Raw genomic sequence first — 2,150 nt, 5'->3', positions numbered from 1 at the left:
AGCCCGGTCACCCGCACGAAGGCGGGTGAGAAGAGTTCGACCAGCGGCACCTTGGCCGCTTTCGGCTCGGGCGCGGGCAGGGCATCGACCGGCAGATGCCCCATTCGCGCCAGCATGGCGTTGATCCGCGCCAGCGCGCCCGGCGGACGCCGGTGCATCAGGAACGCGATCGATTCGGGCGCGCGCCACAGAACCAGCGGAATGAAGCACAACGTCACGATCCCGCCGAACACAAACACCGCCTGCCAGTCGTAGCGCGCGAGCAGAACCGCCGAGATCGACCCGCCGATCACGCTGCCGACGGGATAGCCGGCCGCCATCAGCACGACGCAAAGCGCCCGGCGACGGCTATTGGCGGCTTCGGCGACGGCCGCGTTGGTCGCCGCCAGCATGCCGCCGATGCCAAGCCCGGTCAGCACGCGCCACAATGACAGGGTCGTCACGTCACCCGCGGTCGAGGCCCCCAGCATCCCGCCGGCCATCACGGTCAGACATCCCAGGATGGTCGCGCGCCGCCCGATGCGATCCGCGACGCCGCCCAGCACCAGCGATCCGATCGCCATGCCGATCAATTCCATCGACAACACGAAGCCGAGCGCCGCGCGATCGATCCCCCAGGCGGCGGCGATCCCCGGAGACGCGAAACTGATCGACAGCACGTCGAATCCATCGAGCGCGTTGAGGCCGATCATCGTCGCGACGATCCCCCATTGAAAGCGCGACATGGGCGCCGCATCGACGATCGAGCGCGGGTCTGTGGCGGTCATGTCGCTCCCAACAGTCACTTGCGGCGCCGTCTAGCGCCGGGGCGCTAGAATTTGTAGCTCGCGCTGACGCCCCATTCGCGCGGGCGACCATAGCTGCCCTCGGCAAGACCGAACGCGCCCGAGATGTTGCCCGATACCAGATAGAGCGAATCGGTCAGGTTGGTGCCGAACACCGCCACCGTGATCGCGCGGCTCGGCAAGGTGTAGCTCAGTCGCGCATTGAGCAGGCCGTAACCTGGTTCGGTGATGATCGGCGTATTGGCGACATCCTGGAAGATGCGGCTGTACATCGTATAGTCCAGGCGGAACGCCGCCTCGCTGCCGCCGTCGAACTCGTGGCTGAGATCAAGGCCCGCGGTGACGGTCCACTCGGGCGCCTTGACGAAGCGGCTGCCCAGCGTGATCGGCAGGATCTGCGTCGGCCCCAACCCCTCGCCGACCGAGGTGTATTTGGCGTCGAGATAGCCCAGGCCCGCGTTGACGCTGATCCAGCGTGCCGGGCGCATCACCGTCTCGAACTCGATGCCGTTGATCTCGCCCGACGCGGCGTTGGCGACGAAGTTGGTCGGCGTCTGGTTCACCGTCAGCTGGATGTCCTTGTAAATAGAGTGGAACGCCGCGAGATTGGTCGTCAGCTGCCCGTCGAGCCACTGCGCCTTGATGCCCGCCTCGTAGGTGGTGAGCTCCTCGGGGGCGTATTGGGTCACCTCCTCGGCGTTCGCGAGCGGACGCCCGTTGAACCCGCCCTGCTTGAAGCCGACGGAATATGACCCGTAGAGCAGCACATCGTCGGCGGCCTTGTAGCTGATCCCGAGCCGCGGCGTGAACTTGTTGAAGGTCGCCTCCTTCGTCACATTGACGAACTCGACAAGGTCGCGCTGACGCACGTTGATCGAGGTGAACACCTTGTTATCGCTGGTATAGCGCGCACCCACGGTCAGGCTCAGCCGTGGCAGAATCTCGAAATCGATCTGGCCGTAGGCGGCAAGGCTGCGATTGTCGGTATAGTTCTGGACGAACACCGCCGGCGTGAACGGCCCCGCGGTTGCGAGCGGGGGCTGCAGCCCGACCGCGATGTCGGCGGTGGCGATGTCGGACGCCTTCTCCTTGAAGTAGAACGCGCCGATCACGTAGCTCAACCGGTCGTCCAGGATCTTGCCGGTCACCTGAAGCTCCTGGCTGAACTGCCATTGCTTGTCGCGGTTGGTGGTCTGGCGGAACAGGAAGGGCGACGCGTCACCGTCGCGCGTGAAATACGCCTTCATGTCGCGATAGGCGGTGATCGACTTCAGCGTGGCGCTGCCGATTTCATAGGCGATGACGCCCTGGACGCCCCACAGATCGAGATCATTGTCGTTCGGGCCTGTCGCGAAGGTTTCGAAC

General features: G+C 65.2%; 2 protein-coding genes. Both read right to left on the bottom strand.

The window, feature by feature from the left end:
• A partial coding sequence (locus VF643_RS00800; protein WP_331041457.1) for an MFS transporter occupies positions 1 to 767 on the bottom strand: 767 nt, incomplete at its 3' end.
• A gap of 44 nt (positions 768 to 811) precedes the next feature.
• The coding region (locus tag VF643_RS00795; RefSeq protein WP_331041456.1) for a TonB-dependent receptor at positions 812 to 2,150 on the bottom strand (1,339 nt) is incomplete at its 5' end.

It is taken from the genome of Sphingomonas sp., assembly GCF_036387595.1.
GTDB lineage: Bacteria > Pseudomonadota > Alphaproteobacteria > Sphingomonadales > Sphingomonadaceae > Sphingomonas.
Note: the sequence above shows the minus strand (reverse complement) of the source record. Positions and strands in the feature narration are given on the sequence as shown.